General features: G+C 37.4%; 14 protein-coding genes. 5 read left to right on the forward strand and 9 right to left on the reverse strand.

Annotated features, from left to right (window positions below; genetic code table 11):
* Positions 1-387: 387 nt before the first annotated feature.
* Both ACEN2H_RS06910 and ACEN2H_RS06915 read right to left on the reverse strand, forming a co-directional pair.
* On the reverse strand, positions 388-1,530 hold the full coding sequence (locus ACEN2H_RS06910) for a lipoprotein N-acyltransferase Lnb domain-containing protein (RefSeq protein ID WP_441731591.1): 1,143 nt from the start codon (positions 1,528-1,530) through the stop codon (positions 388-390).
* Positions 1,531-1,553: 23 nt separating this feature from the next.
* Complete coding sequence (locus ACEN2H_RS06915; RefSeq protein ID WP_441731695.1) at positions 1,554-2,540, reverse strand: PorV/PorQ family protein; 987 nt, start codon at positions 2,538-2,540, stop codon at positions 1,554-1,556.
* A gap of 276 nt (positions 2,541-2,816) precedes the next feature.
* Between ACEN2H_RS06915 and ACEN2H_RS06920 the strand changes: the two genes are divergently transcribed.
* The 3 genes from ACEN2H_RS06920 to ACEN2H_RS06930 all read left to right on the forward strand — a co-directional run bounded on the left by ACEN2H_RS06920 (position 2,817) and on the right by ACEN2H_RS06930 (position 5,105).
* Positions 2,817-3,542, forward strand: coding sequence for a CDP-alcohol phosphatidyltransferase family protein (locus ACEN2H_RS06920; RefSeq protein WP_441731592.1), 726 nt, complete (start codon positions 2,817-2,819; stop codon positions 3,540-3,542).
* Positions 3,523-4,386, forward strand: a complete 864-nt coding sequence (locus ACEN2H_RS06925; protein WP_441731593.1) for a glycoside hydrolase family 25 protein — start codon at positions 3,523-3,525, stop codon at positions 4,384-4,386. The genes ACEN2H_RS06920 and ACEN2H_RS06925 overlap by 20 nt, the downstream gene beginning before the upstream one ends.
* A 350-nt stretch (positions 4,387-4,736) precedes the next feature.
* On the forward strand, positions 4,737-5,105 hold the full coding sequence (locus tag ACEN2H_RS06930; RefSeq protein WP_441731696.1) for a four helix bundle protein: 369 nt from the start codon (positions 4,737-4,739) through the stop codon (positions 5,103-5,105).
* Between the two features lie 352 nt (positions 5,106-5,457).
* Here ACEN2H_RS06930 and ACEN2H_RS06935 read toward each other — a convergent pair whose 3' ends face one another.
* The 5 genes from ACEN2H_RS06935 to ACEN2H_RS06955 form a co-directional block, all read right to left on the reverse strand.
* A complete protein-coding gene (locus ACEN2H_RS06935; RefSeq protein WP_441731697.1) occupies positions 5,458-5,613 on the reverse strand; it encodes a DUF5808 domain-containing protein in 156 nt (51 codons plus the stop codon).
* A 339-nt stretch (positions 5,614-5,952) separates the two neighbouring features.
* Positions 5,953-6,693: an LPS export ABC transporter ATP-binding protein gene (gene lptB / locus ACEN2H_RS06940; protein WP_441731594.1), complete on the reverse strand. Its 741-nt coding sequence runs from the start codon at positions 6,691-6,693 to the stop codon at positions 5,953-5,955.
* A gap of 157 nt (positions 6,694-6,850) precedes the next feature.
* Entirely contained in the window at positions 6,851-7,204 is a 354-nt protein-coding gene (locus ACEN2H_RS06945; RefSeq protein ID WP_441731595.1) for a carboxymuconolactone decarboxylase family protein, read from the reverse strand.
* Between the two features lie 2 nt (positions 7,205-7,206).
* The gene (tatC, locus tag ACEN2H_RS06950) at positions 7,207-8,013 is read right to left on the reverse strand and encodes a twin-arginine translocase subunit TatC (protein ID WP_441731596.1); all 807 of its coding nucleotides are present in this window, start codon (positions 8,011-8,013) and stop codon (positions 7,207-7,209) included.
* Positions 8,013-8,978 carry a KpsF/GutQ family sugar-phosphate isomerase gene (locus ACEN2H_RS06955; RefSeq protein WP_441731597.1) on the reverse strand — a complete coding sequence of 322 codons (966 nt, stop codon included), beginning with the start codon at positions 8,976-8,978 and terminating at the stop codon, positions 8,013-8,015. Before ACEN2H_RS06955 ends, tatC begins: the two co-directional genes overlap by 1 nt.
* Positions 8,979-9,073: 95 nt before the next feature.
* Between ACEN2H_RS06955 and ACEN2H_RS06960 the strand changes: the two genes are divergently transcribed.
* Positions 9,074-11,269: a RecQ family ATP-dependent DNA helicase gene (locus ACEN2H_RS06960; protein ID WP_441731598.1), complete on the forward strand. Its 2,196-nt coding sequence runs from the start codon at positions 9,074-9,076 to the stop codon at positions 11,267-11,269.
* A gap of 69 nt (positions 11,270-11,338) precedes the next feature.
* Here the strand turns inward: ACEN2H_RS06960 and ACEN2H_RS06965 are convergent, their stop codons facing one another.
* The gene (locus ACEN2H_RS06965) at positions 11,339-11,575 is read right to left on the reverse strand and encodes a hypothetical protein (protein WP_441731599.1); all 237 of its coding nucleotides are present in this window, start codon (positions 11,573-11,575) and stop codon (positions 11,339-11,341) included.
* A gap of 156 nt (positions 11,576-11,731) precedes the next feature.
* Between ACEN2H_RS06965 and ACEN2H_RS06970 the strand changes: the two genes are divergently transcribed.
* Positions 11,732-13,315, forward strand: coding sequence for an NAD(P)/FAD-dependent oxidoreductase (locus ACEN2H_RS06970; protein ID WP_441731600.1), 1,584 nt, complete (start codon positions 11,732-11,734; stop codon positions 13,313-13,315).
* Positions 13,316-14,200: 885 nt separating this feature from the next.
* Here the strand turns inward: ACEN2H_RS06970 and ACEN2H_RS06975 are convergent.
* Positions 14,201-15,520, reverse strand: coding sequence for an amidohydrolase (locus ACEN2H_RS06975; RefSeq protein WP_441731601.1), 1,320 nt, complete (start codon positions 15,518-15,520; stop codon positions 14,201-14,203).
* Between the last annotated feature and the right edge of the window lie 276 nt (positions 15,521-15,796).

The raw sequence follows: 15,796 nt of genomic DNA on the forward strand, positions 1-15,796 counted from the left end.
AGTTTTGAGAAGTAAATTTTTTTTTGAAAGGAGTCTTTTTCGTTTAGCTCACTAATCTTTTATTGTAAGTGGTGTTCTTTTCTTTTAGCTCACTTATCTTTTATTTTAAGTGGTGTTCGCTGAATCTTCGATTTGTCTTGATACGAAAGAAACAAAAGATATTCATGAATTAATATTTTTTTTTAGTATTCATGCGCCGATCAATAGCGAACAGTCGAAGCAATCTTCGATTTCAAGCCTGCAAATCAAAAGAGCAGCCGTATAGATTTCGTTGCTCTTTTCTCTATGTTCTCTGTTCTCTGTTCTTTATTCTTTATTCTTTCCTCTTTGTTCCCTTTTCATCGTTGTTCGTTTACCGTTGTTCGTTTTTCGATTAGCGAAAATCGGTTAACGATGAACGACAATCGAAGTTCGTTTGTTTGCGATTATCAATCTCACTAACATAATACCACTGCTTAAAATCAAGGGCAGCACAATCAAAAGATGGGCTTTGTTGACTAGAATAAATAAGTAAACGACCAGTGCCCCTAGGTTAAGTAAAGACAGTTCATAAATCCATTTTTTATTCTTCCTGTGACAGAAATAAAGAAGCGCCAGTGCGGCCGGATTGAATAAGAGGATATTATAATTGTAAGCCAACTCGAGATGGCTGGAATAGAATCCCACAGCCAGAAAGAACAATCCCAGCACTCCCATCGTAAAAAGATACAACTGATTTGTGAACTGTCTGTTCACAATAACTATCACTATCAGGAAAAGAAGGTAGGAATAGCAATTGTTCCACCAAGAACGCGGAGGGGTTTCTTTGAATTCGAGTAGGGTCTTGGTTTCTTGCGCGAGTAGCTGCTTGTTGTATTGCACTTTTTTCAAGCTTTTTAGCAATTCGAAGGGCAAAAAGATCTTTGTTCCCAGTTGGTCCACTTTTTTCCCGAAAATAATGCTGGTGCCCAGTTGTTCGTAAAAGTGACCGTCAAAATAAGGATACAAGATAGTTCTATACGTAACGTCAGTGTCGGTGTTTTTGACTATCGCGACAGTGTCCAGGGTTTTATTGATGATATCGACGACCATGGACGTACAGTTTTTATCGATGAATTTATAGGTATAATGGCTTTCTCCCGATGCCAGGGAGGTATTCAAGTTATCGAATAGTTTTTGTTTAAGAGCGTACGGAATATTAAGTTCCTGCTCGTAAACCGACCTTCTTTCATAGCTGTATTCATTCATGAAGTCTGAAAAGGGATGGGCTACTGCAAAATATTGGAGATCTCCCTTTGTGAATTTAGCGACAAAATTGGGTGTATTGAAATCAAAAGCACCATAATTATATACTAGATCTATAAAATGTCCTGTATCTGTGATTCGGATTGCGGTATGTCCAAACAGCGAATAGGATTCATTGCCAGTTCCACAAGTCAATACGCTAACTTTAGCGTTTTCTGACAAGATTTTATTTTGGCCAAAGCTGCTAGTTGCACTGCCAAGGAAAAGGGCGAAAAAGACTATTTTTTTTAAAACGGAAACCTTCATTTTTGTTATGTTAAAGAGTGTAATCAGTTTCTAAATAGGGATAAGTCTACTTTTACCGAAAAAATATTAGAATATACAGCTGCGCTCTGATTGCCTAAATCGGTTAAAGCATAATCCACTTGGATGCCTTTGTATTTAAAGCCCAAACCCATATTGGGTTGGAACCCCACTTTTTTGGTGCTGTCTAATTGCTGTATGTTTTGAAAGTTACCCACGCCAGCGCGAACAAAAACCAAATCAGTATAGCCAAATTCAAAACCTAAGGCAGGATCGACGCTGACAAAATCAGTTGAAATCAAATCGTTGGTTTTGGCAAATCGCATGTTAATATTGGCTGCAGCCAAAAGACTGTAGTCATAACGAATGATAAACTTTTTAGAAAGTCCCAGCTGCACTTTGGGAGCAGTAATCTCGGTGCTTTCTGGTAGTTCTTGGTTTTGGCCTGGTACTGCGTCGGCAATTTTTTGGTACTCCTTCTCATCAATATTCCACACATTATAAGTGGTGGTGATGTCGCGAACCATCAACCCAAATTGCCAGTCGTTTCTTTCAAATTGCAGTCCAACGTCAAAACCAAATCCCCAAGAGCTAGCAAATTTACCAATCAGCCTTCTTATAAGTTTTGTGTTGACGCCATATTGAAATCCTGGAACGGCTAATTTGCGTGCATAGGAAAAAGTAAAGCCGTAATCAGCGGTAGAAAAAAGACTGATTCTATTGTAGTCAATATTTCCTTGGCTGTCAATCAATTCAGTTGTGTTCAGGATATCGTCAACTCCAAAACGGATTAAGGAAATTCCCCAGGCACTGCGGTCATCAATGGGACTGGCATAAGCGATATAATCGTATTGAGCAATATTAGCAAAGTAATTCGCGTGCATCAGAGAAATTTGATGGTCTTCTAGATTGCTCAGGCCCGCCGGATTCCAATAAGCTGAATTAACATCGTTTGTCGAGGCCACAACCGCATTAGCCATGCCCAAGGCAGCCGCATCAACGCCAATATTCATAAATTCATTGGAATATTTTCTAAGGGTTTGCCCATAACTTAAGGAGCAAATCAAAAGCAATATAAAGAATTGAAATTTTTTCAATCGGATTGTTTTTACAAGCGGGGCAGCCGTTTAATTTTTATCAAAAATATAATTTTTTACTGAGCTTCTTTTGCTCTTGTGATAAATAAATCTCAGTGGGAAATGCGCTGTTGATAATCTCTATACAAAACGGGGGATGGATTCACTTATTATCTTAAATTTGTAAGCTAAGACTTTAAATTTCAAATTGTAATGAACATTAAAAAACACATCCCCAATTCAATTACGCTACTTAATCTGCTATGCGGTTGCATTGCTCTGGTCTTCGTGACTAATTCGGATTTCGAAATGGCTTTTTATTTTGTCTGTCTTGGAATATTTTTGGATTTTTTTGATGGTTTTTTTGCGCGACTGTTGAAAGTATCTGGACCGCTAGGTTTGCAGTTGGACTCTTTGGCTGATATGGTAACTAGTGGAGTCGTTCCGGGATATGTTATGTTTTATATGCTTTCAAATAGCCAGCATGAGATTTCTGCTAGTCCCCTGTTGCCCTACCTTGGGTTTATTATCACTCTGGGATCTTGTTATCGTTTAGCCGTATTTAATATTGATACGCGTCAAACCAATTCTTTCATCGGTTTGCCCACACCAGCTAATGCTTTGTTTATTTTGAGTTTACCTCTGGTACTAAAATATTCCGATTCTTTAATTACCCTCGAAATCTTCACAAGCCAATGGGTTTTGTTGATCATAACGCTCTTTAGCGCTTATATTTTGAATGCGGAGATTCCCTTATTTTCTTTAAAGGTTAAAAAGTTTAGCTTTAGGCATAATGCACTTCAGATTGGCTTTTTATTTCTGTGCTTTTTGTTGTTGTTTTTTTTCCAATACGCAGGTATTCCTTTGATCATCATTTGTTATGTGTTGCTGTCAATAGTGAGCAATAAATTTTTATTGGATGAGAAGAAAAAGCGTTAATAAAAAAACTATTGTAAGGAGAAGGACTAAAAAGAAAGGGTCTTTTTTTTCTGGCAAAGTACTGCAATTTATGGTACTTATTTTTTTTGTTCTTCTTGTTTTTGGGCTAGGCTACCACTATCGCAACGGTCTAGGCTATTATTTTAGTTTTAAATCAAATCGCACTGCACAAAAGGAGTTGGAAGACAAACGTATTTCTGATGTGCGAAATCACCAGGTTTTAGACAAACACGAAGGAAAATCAATTGGTATAGATGTGTCTGAATACCAGGGGAAAATTAGTTGGATGGAAGTAGATACTCTAGAAGGCAAATACCCTATTGACTTCGTTTTTATCCGCGCAACAGTTGGTGAAGACAGACTTGACAGGCAGTTTAACAACAACTGGCTTGGCGCCAAAAAAAATAAACTCCGAAGGGGAGCCTATCACTATTACCGTCCCAATGAAAATTCGCTAGATCAGGCGGAGTTTTTTATTAAAACTGTTTCTTTAAGTAAGGGAGACTTACCTCCTGTTTTGGACATTGAAAAATTGCCTAAAAATCAATCTGTAGAACGACTAAAAGTTGGACTGAGAAGATGGTTGCAGAAGGTGGAAGAGCATTATCAAGTGAAGCCTATTATTTATACAGGGGAGAGCTATTACGACGATTTTTTGAAAGAAGAATTCAGTGATTACCTTTTTTGGATTGCCAATTATAATTTTTACCGTGAGGAAATTGATGAGGAGTGGTTGTTCTGGCAATTTACAGAAAAAGCATCCGTCAATGGCATTAAAGGCAATGTCGATGTTAATATTTACAACGGAGATTTACAGCAATTGCAGTTTATTACGGTGGAGTAGCTGTTAGTTTGCAGTGATCAGTTTTTAGTTAGTAGTGAGTAGTTATCAGTGTTCAGTTTGCGGTGAGCAGTGAGCAGTAGTCAGTGAGTAGTGAGCAGTATTTAGTGAGTAGTGAGCAGTCGTCGGTATTCAGTGATCAGTGATCAGTGGTCAGTGATCAGGTTGCAGTTAGTAGTGTTCAGGTTGCAGTGATCGGTGATCGGTGATCGGTAATCGGTGTTCAGTATTCAGTTTTTAGTGTTCAGGTTGCAGTGGTCAGTGGTCAGTATTCAGTGAGCAGTGTTCAGTTTGGAGTATTCAGTATTCAATGGTCAGTGGAAACTAAGTGGCCTTAAAAATTTATATAAATGATGAAATTTCAAGATTTACTGGCGTATAAGAAATCATTTTCACTGGCGATGAAAGTTTTTGAAATAACAAAATTATTTCCGAAAGAAGAAATGTATTCTTTGACGGATCAAATTCGGCGTTCTTCAAGAAGTGTGCCGGCGAATATCTCTGAATCCTATAGAAAAAGGGTCTATCCCAAGAATTTTCATAGCAAATTAACCGATTCAGATGCCGAAAATTCAGAAACTCAGGTTTGGCTAGAGTTTTCGTTTAAATGCAACTATATCAATGAAAGTGTTTACAATGAATTGATAAATGAAAGCAATGAAGTCGGGAAACTAATTAATTATATGATTTTAAATCCACAAAAATTTGGTGTGAGTGTTTAGTGAGCAGTTTGCGGTGAGCAGTGGTAAGTATTCAGTTTTTAGTGAGTAGTGTTCAGTGTTCAGTGGGCAGTATTTAGTGATCATTTTTTAGTGAGTAGTGATCAGTTTGCAGTGGTCAGTATTCAGTGGTCAGTTATCAGTATTCAGTGAGCAGTATTTAGTATTTAGTATTCAGTGAGTAGTGAGTAGTATTTAGTGAGCAGTATTTAGTGAGCAGTGAGTAGTATTTAGTGAACAGTGGTCAGTATTTAGTGAGTAGTGGTCAGTGTTCAGTGATCAGTTGTCAGTATTTAGTGATCAGTGTTCAGTATTCTGTAATCAATATTCAGTGGGCAGTATTTAGAATCATCCATTATTTTGGTAGAAACAAGCTTATTCCAATTATTCCAATAATAACAATCAAAAAAACGGCAACGGAAATAGAATTAGCAAAGTTAACTGTCCATCCAGCCCAAGCCATTCTTTTTGGGGGGAATATTCGTTTATCTGCCTTGTTGTAATAGAAAATTCCAAAAAACCAATTACTAGGATCTTTGTGCCATTTTTCTAGGGTATCTTTACTTGGTTTTTGTTTTGGCTCATAAAGTAAATTCGCTTAAGTCGTGGATTTGATATTCTTTAATTTAGTAACAAAATAAAGTTCTTTTTCTATAACTAATTACGCTTTTTTTAAACTGATTACTCTTTTGCACTGATCACTGACCACTCTCTGAAAACTTATCACTCTCTTAGAACTGACCACTGTACACTTAATTTTAAGATGATCACTGGCTACTTTTTTTTAAACTGACCACTCTCTTAGAACTGATTACTCTTTTACACTGATCACTGACCACTGACCACTCTTTTAAAACTCTAATTTCTTCTTTCTCAGTTCAAAATTCTGTCCTAAATATACCCTACGTACCATTTCATCTTCTACCAATTCTTCGGGAATTCCAGCTTTCAAAATACCTCCTTCAAACATCAAATAGGTTTTGTCAGTTATAGCAAGTGTTTCCTGAACGTTGTGGTCTGTTATCAGAATACCGATGTTTTTGTTTTTTAGTTGGGCTACAATTCGTTGTATGTCCTCAACGGCTACCGGGTCAACTCCGGCGAAGGGTTCATCTAGCAAAATGAATTTGGGGTCTGTAGCTAAACAGCGCGCTATTTCAGTACGACGTCGCTCACCACCCGAAAGTAAATCGCCTCGGTTTGTCCGAATGTGTTGTAAGCCAAATTCATCAATCAAGCTTTCCATTTTAGCCTCTTGTTCTTCTTTTGAAAGATTAGTTAGCTGTAAAACGCTCAATATGTTGTCTTCGATACTTAGTTTTCTAAAAACGGAAGCTTCTTGCGCCAAATAACCAATCCCGTGCTGAGCCCTTTTGTACATGGGGTAGTCAGTAATGTTCATGTCATCAAGGTAGATGTTTCCTGAATTTGGTTTTACCAAGCCCACAATCATATAAAAGGAAGTTGTTTTTCCAGCACCATTTGGTCCCAAAAGTCCAACGATTTCCCCTTGGTTTACTTCAACCGAAATGCCTTTAACTACACTCCGGCCTTTGTATTTTTTTACTAAGTTTTCTGCTCTTAAAATCATTTTGTTTCGTGTAATTGTTTAATCATAGTAGTGCTTAACCGTTACAAATAAACGAATAAACAAATCAGTAAATCAAGCTGTTAACAATAATCTAGTCTCTTTCTAAATGTAATTGAGGTCTCAAAATGATGAGACGTTTTATATTTGGTATGATGTATTATTTTGCGGCCTCTTCTTCTAAGGCCTCCCAGAATTCATATGCTCTACGTAAATGCGGTACAACGATAGTTCCGCCAACTAATGTAGCAATTCCCATTGCTTCCATCATTTCTTCTTTGGTAACGCCTTCTTTATGGCTAGTTTCCAAGTGGTATTTTACACAGTCATCACAGCGTAAGACTGCAGAGGCGACTAAACCTAGAAGTTCTTTTGTTTTTACGTCAAGGGCACCGGCTGCATAAGCATTGGTGTCGAGGTTGAAAATACGCTTCACTATTTTGTTGTTGTCAGCTAGTAGTTTTTCGTTCATTTTAGAACGGTAGTCATTGAATTCTTCGATAATAGCACTCATAATTATTCTTTTTTATTTTTAGTTACAAATACTGAAATAAAGATACTTGCCTCATATATTAATAACATTGGTATTGCAACGATAGTTTGACTCACCACATCTGGTGGGGTAACTATTGCCGCTACAATTAGTACAAGTACAATAGCGTATTTGCGATAGGTTCTTAAAAATGCAGGAGTCACTAATCCCAGTTTTGTCAAGAAATAGATAATAATTGGTAATTCAAAAAACAATCCACTTGCCAGAACGGAGGTTTTTACCAAACCAATATAGGAGTCTAATGTAAACTGATTGAGGACTAAATCACTGACTTTAAAGGTGGCCACAAAGTTAACTGACATGGGGATTACGATATAATAGCCAAATAGCACTCCAATAAAGAAGAGTAGCGAAGAAAAAAATATGAATGCCTTGGCATTTTTCTTTTCATTCTTGTAAAGTGCAGGACTTATAAATTTCCATATTTCCAATAAAATATAAGGAAAACTTAAAATAAATCCGGCAAGAAGACAGACCCAAATAAACACATTCACCTGCCCCTCCATGGAGGTATTCTGGATGATAAAGGGAAATTCAGTAATACAGAAACTATCCGTTAATCCGAAGTATTGAGATAGGTCACAAAAAAATTGATAGGTAGTAAATGTTGGCCGTACCGGACCAAATATGATAGTGTCAAACAAGTAATCACTAAAAAAATACGTGACAAAAGCCATAATTATTATTGCTATTGTACTTCTCACCAATAACCATCTTAAATCTTCAAGATGATCTAAAAACGACATCTCGTTCATGTTTTTCTTTGCCATTATAGTATTCCTTCTTTTAAAATATCATGTAAATGTAAAATGCCTTTGTACTTCTCGTTCTCTACAACTACCAGTTGGGTAATTGAGAAATCTTCGAGAATGTTTAGAGCGTCTACGACCATATCTGTTGACTGGATCAATTTGGGGTTTCTAGTCATGATGTCTTTTGCGGTTAAATCTGCAAAAGACTCTCTTTCATTCAGCATTCTTCGTATATCACCGTCAGTAATAATACCGATGACTTTTTCTCGATCCACCACTGCAGTTACGCCCAGTCGTTTTTCCGAAATTTCAAAAATCACCTTTTTTATCGAAGTGTCTGGAGAAACTATTGGTTTTAGGGTATGTTCCAACATGTCTTGGACCCTAAGCAACAATTTTTTTCCTAAGGCACCTCCAGGATGGTATTTTGCAAAATCATCTGCCGTGAAACCACGGATTTCCATCAAGCAGACTGCTAAGGCATCACCCATAACCAGTTGGGCAGTGGTGCTGTTTGTTGGCGCTAAGTTCATAGGACAAGCTTCGGTTTCTACCGTAGTGTTTAAAACAAAATCCGAGCCTTTGGCCAGAAATGAGCTTATATTTCCTGTAACTCCAATTAATGTATTGCCAAAACGCTTAAGAAGAGGAACTAAAACTTTTATTTCTGGACTATTTCCGCTTTTAGAAATGCATATAATCACATCGTCATTTTGTACCATACCTAAATCTCCGTGAATCGCTTCGGAAGCATGAAGAAATATAGACGGGGTTCCTGTAGAGTTGAAGGTGGCTACCATTTTTTGTGCTATGATAGCGCTTTTTCCGATGCCGGTGACGATCAATCGCCCTTTTGAATTATAGATTGCTAAAGTTGCATCTGTAAAATTATCATCCAGCAGATCAGTTAGTTTTGTAATCGATTGGCTCTCAGATAAGATGGTTTTTTTGGCGATAGCCAATATATTTTCTTTAGATATCAAAACAGAATGTTTAAAATTTGTATGTGTTAAAGAAAGTTGTATCTTTATCTACCGCAAATTTATACAAAATACCACATAATACCATATAATAAAGAATGAATTCAAACGAAATTGACATCCATAAAGAATTAAAGAAATATTTTGGCTTTGGCCAATTTAAGGGCCTGCAGGAGCAAGTGATTAAAAGTTTGCTAAATAAGCAAAATACATTTGTCATTATGCCAACAGGAGGTGGTAAATCACTCTGTTATCAGCTCCCAGCTTTAATACAAGAGGGTACGGCTATTGTTGTTTCTCCTTTAATTGCCTTGATGAAAAACCAGGTAGATGCAATCCGAAGCTTGTCCTCAGAGAATGGTATCGCCCATGTTTTAAACTCTTCACTAACTAAAACTGAGATTACACAAGTCAAGAAAGACATTACGTCCGGACTGACAAAACTGCTGTATGTCGCGCCAGAATCTTTGACTAAGGAGGAAAATGTTAATTTTCTTAAAACGGTAAAGATTTCATTTTTTGCTATTGATGAAGCACATTGTATCTCTGAATGGGGGCATGACTTCAGACCAGAATACAGAAATTTGAGACATATTATAAAACAATTAGGTGACCTACCCGTCATAGGTCTTACTGCTACGGCAACACCAAAAGTACAGGAAGACATTCTGAAAAACTTGGATATGTCTGATGCTACTACTTTTAAGGCATCGTTCAACAGGCCTAATTTGTATTATGAGGTGCGCACAAAAACAGAAAATGTAGAATCAGACATCATCCGTTTTATAAAACAACATAAAGGAAAGTCAGGAATCATTTATTGCTTGAGCCGCAAAAAAGTTGAGGCAGTCGCTCAAGTGTTACAAGTAAACGGAATCAGTGCGGTACCGTATCATGCCGGATTAGACGCGAAAACTCGAGCTAGACATCAAGACATGTTTCTTATGGAGGATGTAGATGTTGTTGTGGCGACCATTGCTTTTGGTATGGGAATTGATAAGCCAGATGTTCGTTTTGTGATTCATCATGACATTCCAAAATCTTTAGAAAGCTATTATCAAGAGACAGGTCGTGCCGGTCGGGATGGCGGCGAAGGACATTGTTTAGCTTATTATTCATACAAAGATGTCGAGAAACTAGAAAAATTCATGTCGGGGAAACCCGTTGCAGAGCAAGAAATTGGTTTTGCCTTATTACAGGAAGTGGTGGCTTATGCCGAAACCTCTATGTCTAGAAGAAAATTTTTGTTGCATTATTTTGGTGAAGAGTTCGATAGTGAAACGGGCGATGGTGCTGACATGGATGACAATGTCAGAAATCCAAAAGTAAAAATCGAAGCCCAAAATCAGGTCGTGAAATTGCTAGAAGTGGTAAGAGATACTAGGCATTTATATAAATCCAAGGAGGTTGTTTTTACTTTAACCGGTAGGGTCAATGCGGTGATAAAGGCACATAGAACTGATGTTCAGCCTTTTTTTGGATCAGGAGCTGCCTTTGATGAGAAATACTGGATGGCGTTATTAAGGCAAGTTCTTGTGGCGGGTTATTTGGCTAAGGATATTGAGACTTATGGTATCGTAAAAATTACGGATAAGGGATTAGACTTTATAAAGAACCCAAGTTCTTTTATGATGTCAGAGGATCATGAGTACAATGAAAAGGGTGATGAAGCGATTGTAAGTGCTTCAAAATCATCGGGCGTTATCGACGAAACCTTAATGGCAATGTTGCGAGATTTACGTAAAAAGGTGGCCAAGAAAATTGGAGTTCCTCCTTTTGTGGTTTTTCAAGACCCTTCACTTGAAGACATGGCTTTAAAATATCCGATCTCCCCAGAGGAACTAATCCATATTCATGGAGTTGGGGAAGGGAAAGCGAAGAAATACGGAAAAGAATTTGTTGAATTAATAAGTCATTATGTTGAAGATAATGAGATCCTTCGTCCTGAAGATTTAATCGTAAAGTCAACTGGAATCAAATCGGCTAATAAGTTATATATCATTCAAAACGTTGACCGCAAGTTGCCTCTTGATGATATAGCTAAAGCTAAAGGATTCTCTATGGATCTTTTGATGAAAGAAATGGAACAAATAGTTTATTCTGGGACCAAGCTAAATATTAAGTATTGGATCGACGAGATGTTGGATGATGATCAACAAGCGGAGATTTATGACTACTTTATGGAATCAGCTACCGACCAAATCGAAGCTGCACTAAAAGAGTTTGAGGGTGAGTACGATACGGAAGAACTTCGTTTAATGCGAATTAAATTTATTAGCGAAGTGGCTAATTAAAAATAAGTGTTCAGTAATCAGTTGGTAGTGTTCAGTGTTTCTATTGCAAATTTGACTACTGAAAACTGATCACTCAAACAGCTCCCCGCGATGTGGTTTCAGGGCATCACGTACCTGAACCATATGCTCGTCTGTGACTACCATAAACGCGATAGACATCATTTCACTTTGGATCTCAAAGCCCGTAATGTTCAATGGTAATTTTTCAATAGCAATATACTCTTTCAAATGAATTTCGTGATGTTCGGCTGTTTTTGCGGAAGCAGGCCCACGAAAATCCCATATTAACTTTATTTTTCTAGACATTTTTGCGTGTTTTGATTTAAAAGAGCAAAGTTACAATGTTTGTGGGTTTAAAAGCGAATAAACAAACTATCAAATCCACTTCAAAATACTATTTTTGCACTGTGATACTGTTCTCGGATGACCGATTAAGCATGTCATAGAATAACAATTTCGCAAATGCCTCAAGAACACCTATTACAAGTATCTCCAGAAATAGCCGCAAACGACTTGCTGCTAAAAGATTATCTTGGAAAATTACTAAAAATTTCTCCACAAGAAATTCAGCAAGTATCGATATTAAAGCGCTCCATTGATGCCCGTCAGAAAACAATAAAGCTTAATTTAAAAGTAGCCGTTTACTTGAAAGGGGAAGCTTTTCAGGAGAGTAAGATACAAATTCCAGACTATCCCCATGTTGGCAGTGCACAAGAAGTTATTGTTGTCGGGGCTGGCCCTGCAGGACTTTTTGCCGCTCTGCAATTAATTGAATTGGGCTTAAAGCCAATAGTGATCGAACGGGGCAAAGATGTACGTGGTCGTCGTCGTGATTTGAAGGCCATCAATGTAGACCATATTGTAAATGAAGATTCTAACTATTGTTTTGGTGAAGGTGGGGCAGGAACTTACTCTGATGGAAAACTATATACCCGTTCCAAAAAAAGAGGGGATGTAAACCGAATTCTGGAGCTGTTGGTTGCTTACGGTGCGACACCGGATATTTTAGTGGAGGCACATCCGCATATTGGAACTAATAAATTACCTCAAATTATTCAAGACATTCGTGAAAAAATTATTGAATGTGGGGGGGAGGTTCTGTTTGAGACTAGGGTCACTGATATCTTAGTCAAAAACAATGAAGTGGAAGGAATTGTTACCCAAAAGGGAACTACTATTCTAGCGAATAAGTTAATTTTGGCTACGGGACATTCTGCGCGGGATGTTTTTGAGCTGCTGGATCGCAAAAAAATATTTATCGAGGCTAAAGCTTTTGCCTTAGGAGTTAGGGCTGAACATCCGCAATCATTAATTGATAGTATTCAATACAGTTGTGATTATCGGGGAGCGCTTTTGCCGCCTGCTCCCTATAGTATAGTAAAGCAAGTGGGAGGAAGGGGAATGTACTCTTTCTGTATGTGTCCGGGAGGTGTAATTGCCCCTTGCGCAACTAGTCCAGGAGAAGTAGTTACAAATGGCTGGTCTCCATCAAAACGGGATCAGGCTACGGCCAACTCGGGGATTGTTGTTGAACTGAAACTAGAAGATTTTAAGCCGTTTGCCAAATATGGAGCTTTGGCTGGGATGGAATTCCAAAAAAGTATCGAACAAAAAGCATGGCATTTAGCTGGGGAAACTCAAAGAGTTCCTGCTCAACGAATGATTGATTTCACACAAAGTAGAGTTTCTTCTGAAATTCCGAAAACATCATATGTTCCTGGGACCACTTCGGTAGAAATGGGACAGGTTTTTCCTGGTTTCCTGACTCAAATATTGCGTGAAGGTTTTTCTGAATTTGGAAAGTCTATGAAAGGCTACTTGACTAATGAAGCGATATTGCATGCTCCAGAATCCAGAACCTCTTCAGCTGTTCGTGTTCCAAGAGATCCTATAACATATGAGCATTTGCAAATAAAGGGATTGTACCCTTGCGGAGAGGGAGCCGGGTATGCTGGGGGTATTATATCTGCCGCTATTGACGGTGAAAAATGTGCCTTAATGATCGGGGAAAGTTTAAATAAAAGACAATTATTTAAAAATAAATAGAAGCCTTAGTTCCTTGGCTATTGATGTGGATTGTTAATTGTTTGTCTGCGAATTGTAAAGATTAATCAGAATCCCTAAAGTCGGTATTGGTGATGCGGCTTATTTTTGATAAATCCAAAGATTTGCTTTGAAACCCGGAAATTTCTAAAATATTCTTTGCTCTTATTTTGTCATACGGTTTGGAGGAGGTTCTGAGCATTACTAATGTTTTCGCTTTTTTTTTATTGTTATCTAGCTAAGCATAAGAAGCACAAATTCCCAGCCAGCCATAACAAGTATATTGATATTCATTGAGATCAACTTTGGTTTTGGAAATTGTGTTCCTTTTTTTAGTATTTTCCTCTACAAGAAAGATAGTCTAAAGCTTTTGTACCATTATAAGGCACTTCAATATGATCTGTAATTCTAGCCTTCTCAATAATTCTTCGGTTAATAAGATTAGTAGCTTCATCATCCTCAGCTAACAAATACTATTTAGCTTTGTTTTCATAAAAATAAAATAGTAGTGAATGTTTATATTTTCTGGAATTGTGAAATTGAATACGCTTCGCTCTGCTATTGTAGGAAAGACAGTAGAGTTAAGTTATTTTTAGATACTAACAGGACAGGGCAGCCGCTCTGTGGTTCCTAGATAAAAAAACAATGAAGTCTGAATCAAAAATCACTTTTCGGTTTCAGACTTCATTGTTTCGTTTTTAGGTGGTCTATTTTACGACTGCTTCTGCAAAAATCATCATTTAATTAATTTCTAGTCGGAACTTAATACAGCCCGTAATTGTTCTTTATTTAACAAATAAAAGCAAAATAAAAGCAGATAACAACATAGTCTTTAGTCTACTAGTTTATTTTTGATTTAATCTAGAGATATAAAAGCTCGCGCTAGTATTATTCAGCTCCTATTTTGGCAGCATTTAAATTCATATAATCTACTGTCAAATTTGACATCGCCTTAACTCCTAAAACAAAACTGCTTTCATCTATGTAAAAATCTGGTGTATGGTGTGAGGCTGTTTCGGACACCTCTTTTCCTATAGGCATGCCTCCTAAAAAAATAAAAAGTCCAGGAACTTTTGCTTGATAGAAAGAAAAGTCTTCTGCTCCAGTTCTTGCTGGCGCTAATATCACGTTAGTTTCTCCGGCTGTTGCCCGTAATGAAGGGAGCATTAATTCGGTTAATTCAGGATCGTTATATGTTATTAGGGTTTGTTTCGTGATGCTTACTTCTGCCGTAGCTCCAGCGCTTTCTGCAATGTTGGTGACTATTTGATTTACTTTAGCATGAATCATTTCTTGAACTTTGCTGTCTAGTGTGCGAATGGTACCATTCATTTCGAGTTCTTCCGGTATAATATTGCTTCTTACTCCAGCAGTTATTTTTCCAACACTGACTACCGCAGCAGATGCTGTGAGGTCTACATTTCGGCTAACAATTGTTTGTAGTCCTAAAACAATTTGGGATGCGGTAACAATTGGGTCAACCCCCTGCCAAGGACTAGCTCCATGTGCTTGCTTGCCTTTTATTTTTATTTTAAACCAGTCTGAGGCAGCCATTGCTCCTTTAGGACGATAATTAATTTTACCAACTTCAGCTTGAGCACTGATGTGTAAGCCAAAAATCACATCAACTTTAGGATTTTCAAGGACGCCTTCCTTTACCATTAATGCTGCTCCTCCTTCTTCTCCTTCGGGAGCTCCTTCTTCTGCTGGTTGAAATATAAATTTCACGGTTCCTTGTAGTTCGTTTTTCATAGAAGCTAAAACTTCAGCAGTGCCTAGCAAAATGGCCATATGGGAATCATGTCCGCAAGCATGCATTACTCCTACAGATTGGCCATTATATTCCCCAATGACTTTCGATGCAAATGGGATGTCTACCCTTTCAGTAACAGGTAGTGCATCCATATCTGCTCTAAGAGCTACAACAGCTCCGGGTTTGCCTCCTTTTAAAATACCAACTACTCCAGTTTTTGCTACTCCAGTTTGAACTTCTATACCTAAAGAACGAAGGTAGGAGGCTATTTTTTCTGCCGTTTTGAATTCTCTATTTCCTAATTCAGGATTTTGATGAAAGTCTCTTCTTAAAGCAATAACTTTAGACTCAATAGATTCTGCCTTTTGATTAATTTTAGTTTTTAAACTTGGGGTTTGAGCTGAGATAATTGAAGAAAAGGACAAAAAGACAAGGTAAAGAAATGGTTTTTTCATGAAACTTAAGGTTATGTTTAAACTAAGGTTATTCGCGGGTCATTTTATTTGAAAAATCTTATCCTTTGATGAATTGGACTTTATTCCATCAAATATAAGAAAAAACTTTATTATTGACTTCACTGTTCTTTAGTTTACTAAATTAAAAAAACCGAAAATTACTTTTCGGTTTCATCAGCTATTGTTTTTTATTTTTCAACGTTGGTTTTAAATAGTACTTCAGTTTCCTCCTGCCGACCAAGATGATGATTTCTGCATTAGGTTTGTTCGTGAGGA

Origin of the sequence: Flavobacterium sp. W22_SRS_FP1, assembly GCF_052113685.1 — a bacterium.
Taxonomy (GTDB): domain Bacteria; phylum Bacteroidota; class Bacteroidia; order Flavobacteriales; family Flavobacteriaceae; genus Flavobacterium.

What these genes read in the sequence shown, in the direction of transcription:
- tatC (WP_441731596.1), bottom strand. Translation starts at nt 8,013, where the DNA reads ATGGCAAAGAAAAACATGAACGAGATGTCGTTTTTAGATCATCTTGAA.
- ACEN2H_RS06925 (WP_441731593.1), top strand. Translation starts at nt 3,523, where the DNA reads ATGAGAAGAAAAAGCGTTAATAAAAAAACTATTGTAAGGAGAAGGACT.
- ACEN2H_RS06920 (WP_441731592.1), top strand. Translation starts at nt 2,817, where the DNA reads ATGAACATTAAAAAACACATCCCCAATTCAATTACGCTACTTAATCTG.
- ACEN2H_RS06970 (WP_441731600.1), top strand. Translation starts at nt 11,732, where the DNA reads ATGCCTCAAGAACACCTATTACAAGTATCTCCAGAAATAGCCGCAAAC.
- ACEN2H_RS06960 (WP_441731598.1), top strand. Translation starts at nt 9,074, where the DNA reads ATGAATTCAAACGAAATTGACATCCATAAAGAATTAAAGAAATATTTT.
- ACEN2H_RS06945 (WP_441731595.1), bottom strand. Translation starts at nt 7,204, where the DNA reads ATGAGTGCTATTATCGAAGAATTCAATGACTACCGTTCTAAAATGAAC.
- ACEN2H_RS06910 (WP_441731591.1), bottom strand. Translation starts at nt 1,530, where the DNA reads ATGAAGGTTTCCGTTTTAAAAAAAATAGTCTTTTTCGCCCTTTTCCTT.
- ACEN2H_RS06965 (WP_441731599.1), bottom strand. Translation starts at nt 11,575, where the DNA reads ATGTCTAGAAAAATAAAGTTAATATGGGATTTTCGTGGGCCTGCTTCC.
- ACEN2H_RS06930 (WP_441731696.1), top strand. Translation starts at nt 4,737, where the DNA reads ATGAAATTTCAAGATTTACTGGCGTATAAGAAATCATTTTCACTGGCG.
- ACEN2H_RS06915 (WP_441731695.1), bottom strand. Translation starts at nt 2,540, where the DNA reads ATGAATATTGGCGTTGATGCGGCTGCCTTGGGCATGGCTAATGCGGTT.
- ACEN2H_RS06975 (WP_441731601.1), bottom strand. Translation starts at nt 15,520, where the DNA reads ATGAAAAAACCATTTCTTTACCTTGTCTTTTTGTCCTTTTCTTCAATT.
- lptB (WP_441731594.1), bottom strand. Translation starts at nt 6,693, where the DNA reads ATGATTTTAAGAGCAGAAAACTTAGTAAAAAAATACAAAGGCCGGAGT.